Consider the following 4,123-nt stretch of genomic DNA (forward strand, 5'->3'; position numbering starts at 1 on the left):
ATACGGCCTTGGCACACCTCCACGGCTCGCTTCGCATCGCGCGTGGGTGTTTCCCGCCCCTTCGGGCGGGAAACACGGCTACCACAGTTGGTTGATTTTGCCGCTGGTTGGCTCCCCTCTCCCACTTGTGGGAGAGGGGCCGGGGGAGAGGGCGGGCGCTCGCTAAATAGCGCCGCGCTCATAGGCCCGGCCCGGGCTTTACGCCGTCATCACCTCGCCATACCGTTGCACGTGGAAATCGCTGTCGCCCAGCAACGGGTCGATCATCGTGAGCCGCTTGAAGTAGTCCCCAACCTCCAGTTCATCCGTCATGCCCATCCCGCCGTGCAGCTGCACGGCTTGCTGGCCGACCAGGCGGCCGGCCTTGGCGACCGTGACCTTGGCTGCGCTGAGCATGCGGCGGCGTTGCGCGGGGTCGGTTTCGTCCAGGGCTTGCGCTGCCACGTAGGCCATCGAAAGCGCCAGTTCCTTCTGTACCAGCATGTCGGCCATGCGGTGCTGCAGCGCCTGGAATACGGCTAGCGGCTTGCCGAACTGCTGTCGCGTGCGCAGGTATTCGGCGGTGATCTCGATCAGTTTTTCCATGGCGCCGGCGGCTTCGGCGCATAGCGCGGCGATGCCGTGGTCGATGCCGTGGAGCAGGGCGGGCAGGCCGTCGGCAGCGTCGCCAACCATGGCGCTGGCGTCCACCGCGACATTCTGCAGGGTGAGGTCGGCGGCGCGCAGGCTGTCCATGGTGGGATAGCCGCGCACCGTGAGCCCGGCGGCGCTCTTTGGCACCAGGAACAGGGCGAGTTCATTGCTGCCGGCGATGCGCGCGGTAAGCAGGAAGGCGTCGGCGGCCTCGCCGTGCCAGGCCAGGCTCTTGTTGCCATTGAGGACATAGCCCTCGCCCTTGCGCTCGGCGCTGGCGCGTGCGGTCTCGGGGCGGTAGCGGGTGGTGGGTTCCAGGTAGGCGAGGGTGACCACGCGCTCGCCGGCGGCGATGGCGGGCAGCCATTCGTCTTTCTGGGCGGCGCTGCCGTAGGCGCTCAGCACGGCGGTGGCCATCACCGCCGTGGGTGTGACAGGTTCCAGCACCAGGCCGCGGCCCAGTTCGCGCTGCACCACGAGCTGGCTGGCGGCGCTTTCGCCGAAGCCGCCGAATTCGGCGGGCACGGTCAGGCCGAGCACGCCCATTTCGGCTAGCTGCGCCCAGGTGGCGCGGTTGAAGCTGCCGCCGCCGCGCGCGCTCTTGCGGCGTTTGTCGAAGGTGTATTCGGTATCGATGAAGCGGCGCAGGCTGTCCGCCAGCATCTGCTGTTCTTCGCTGTAGTTGAAGTCCATGGCTGTGCTTGTTCCGTCTGTGCTCTCAGAAACCGAGGATCATCTTGGAGATGATGTTCTTCTGTACTTCGGTGGTGCCGCCGTAGATCGATGTCTTGCGAATGTCGAAGTACGTGGACGCGGCGGGCGCGGCCCAGGCCGGGGCGTGCAGCGGCGCGTCGGCAGGCGGTGCTTCGCCGGCTTCGAGCCAGCGCGGGGAATACGGCCAGGCATTGGGGCCAGCCACTTCCATCTGCAGCATGGCCAGGTCTTGCTGGATCTCGGAGCCACGGATCTTGACGATGGAGGCTTCCGGGCCGGGGCCGCGGCCGGCGTCTTGCGTGGCCACGCGCAGCAACAGCATTTCCAGCGCCATGATGTCCATCTCGATGCGGGCGATCTTGTCGCGCATGCGCACGTCGTCGATCAGCGGGCGGCCGGCGCCGTCGGTGGCTTGCGCGGCGTAGTGCTTGAGCTGGCGCAGCTCGCGGTTGCAGTGGCCAATGCCCGCAATGCCGGTGCGCTCGTGGCCGAGCAGGTACTTGGCGTAGGTCCAGCCGCGGTTCTCTTCGCCCAGCAGGTTGCCCACCGGGACTTCCACATCCTCGAACCACACCTCGTTGACGTCATGGCCGCCGTCGAGCGTGACGATCGGGCGCACCGTCACGCCCGGTGTCTTCATGTCGATCAGCAGCATCGAGATGCCTTCCTGCGGCTTGGACTCGGTATCGGTGCGCACCAGGCAGAAGATCCAGTCGGCGAAGTGCGCCATGGTCGTCCAGGTCTTCTGACCATTGACGATATAGCGGTCGCCCTGGCGCACGGCGCGCGTCTTGAGCGAGGCCAGGTCGGAGCCGGAGCCGGGCTCGGAGTAGCCCTGGCACCAGAAATCCTCCACCGTGGGAATGCGCGGCAGGAAGCGTTCCTTATGCTCCTGGCTGGCGTACTTCATCAGCACCGGGCCGATCATGGTCAGGCCGAACGGCAGCAGCCGCGGCGCGCCAGCGCGGAACGCCTCGATCTCGAAGATCAGGCGCTGCAGCGCGTTCCAGCCGGTGCCGCCCCATTCCTTGGGCCAGGTCGGCGCGCCCCAGCCCTGCGCGTGCAGGACACGGTGCCAGCGCACGTAGTCATCCTTCTCCACGCGCTGGTGAGCCAGCACCTTGTCGCGGATATCCGCAGGCAGGCTGGCCTGCACGAAACTCCGAACTTCTTCGCGGAACGCTTGTTCCGCCGCGCTGAAACGCAGGTCCATCTGTTTGTCCCTCGGTTGGGAAGGCGAGCCGCCGGCCGCCTCTTTGAGTCGTTGCGGGGATTCTATGGGTGGCAGGGCATTCGCTGCTTCCGCAATGGCAAAGCCGTCCTTCTGCGCTTGCGAACCGATGCCGGGCCGCAGCCAGCGCCCGCTGGTGCACATGCGAAGCGGAACACGGCCTTAGCCAAATCCAAATGGCACGCCTTTGCCGCCTGCCTCACACTGGCGCAGTTACGTCGCAGCACAAAAACAATTCACGCCGAGGAGACAGGCGATGTCCCGCTGGACCACACGTTGCACCCGATGGCTCGCTCTATGCGGCTGGCTGGCGGCCACGGCGAGCGCATTCGCCGCCTATCCGGACAAGCCCGTCCGGCTGGTGGTGCCCTTCCCGCCGGGCGGCGCCACCGACCTGCTGGCGCGTGAGGTCAGCCATGCACTTTCCGTGCGGCTCGGCCAGTCGGTAGTGATCGAGAACCGACCCGGCGCGGGCGGCAACATCGCCGCCGTGGCGGTGGCGCGCGCGCCGGCCGATGGCTATACCCTGCTGTTCGGCACCTTCGGCTCGCTGGCCGTCAACAAGAGCCTGTATGACAAGCCGGGCTACGACCCGCTCAAGGATTTCGCGCCGGTGGCCTCGGTGGCGTATCTGCCCAACGTACTGGTGATCCATCCTTCCGTCCAGGCCCGCAACGTGGCCGAGCTGCTGGCGCTCGCCCGGCGCGAGCCCGGCAAGTTGACCTACGGCTCATTTGGCAACGGCTCGTCGTCGCACCTGGCCGGCGAGCTCTTCACCCACATGGCGGGCGTGCGCATCGACCACGTGCCGTACAAGGGCAGCGCGCCGGCCATGACCGACCTGATCGGCGGGCGCCTGACCATGATGTTCGACAGCATCTCCACCGCCTTGCCGTATGTGCGGGATGGCCGCGTGCGGGCGCTGGGGGTGACCACTGCCAAGCCGTCCGAGCAGTTGCCCGGCGTGCCGACGCTGGCGGCAGCCGGCGTGCCCGGCTATGAGCTGACCGCCTGGTTCGGCGTCGTGGCGCCGGCCAATACCCCGCCCGCCATCGTCGACCGCCTCAACGCCGAGATCGTTGCCTCGCTCGCGCAGCCGGATCTGGCGGCGCGGCTGGCTAGCCAGGGCACGGTGCCCTTTCCTTCGACCCCGGCGCAGTTCGGCACCTATATGCGCTCCCAGTACCAGAAGTGGGACGGCCTGATCAAGGCAGCGAACATCCATCTGGATCAGTGAGTTCGCCGTTCCCAGCCGTTGCAACAGCCAGTCCGGTTCCAACCTCATCACCCGCTCGCATCATGTCTACTTTCCGCCCCGAGTTCATCCACGACATCCCCCGGCACTGGGCCGAGCAATCGCCCCAGGCGCCCTGCCTGTATGAGGTCAGCGGCGTGCTCAGCTACGGCACGCTGTGGCAGCGCATCACCGCCACCCGCGACTGGCTGGCCGCGCAGGGCGTAGGGCAGGGCGACCGCGTGATGGTGGTGGGCGAGAACTGCGCCGAGATGGTGATCATGCTGTTTGCGTGCAGCGCGCTGCACGCC

At 67.3% G+C, this 4,123-nt stretch carries 4 protein-coding genes; 2 read left to right on the plus strand and 2 right to left on the minus strand.

Annotated features, from left to right (window positions below; translation table 11 throughout):
• Window positions 1–198: 198 nt before the first annotated feature.
• Both ACYP5B_RS53765 and ACYP5B_RS53770 read right to left on the minus strand, forming a co-directional pair.
• A complete protein-coding gene (locus tag ACYP5B_RS53765) occupies window positions 199–1,326 on the minus strand; it encodes an acyl-CoA dehydrogenase family protein (RefSeq protein ID WP_459575682.1) in 1,128 nt (375 codons plus the stop codon).
• 25 nt (window positions 1,327–1,351) lie between these two features.
• The gene (locus ACYP5B_RS53770; protein ID WP_459575684.1) at window positions 1,352–2,560 is read right to left on the minus strand and encodes an acyl-CoA dehydrogenase family protein; all 1,209 of its coding nucleotides are present in this window, start codon (window positions 2,558–2,560) and stop codon (window positions 1,352–1,354) included.
• A gap of 274 nt (window positions 2,561–2,834) precedes the next feature.
• Between ACYP5B_RS53770 and ACYP5B_RS53775 the strand changes: the two genes are divergently transcribed.
• The gene (locus tag ACYP5B_RS53775; RefSeq protein ID WP_459575686.1) at window positions 2,835–3,815 is read left to right on the plus strand and encodes a tripartite tricarboxylate transporter substrate binding protein; all 981 of its coding nucleotides are present in this window, start codon (window positions 2,835–2,837) and stop codon (window positions 3,813–3,815) included.
• 62 nt (window positions 3,816–3,877) lie between these two features.
• Window positions 3,878–4,123 (plus strand): AMP-binding protein (locus ACYP5B_RS53780; protein WP_459575688.1); only part of this gene is annotated, 246 nt, incomplete at its 3' end.

It is taken from the genome of Cupriavidus sp. 8B, from assembly GCF_054589115.1.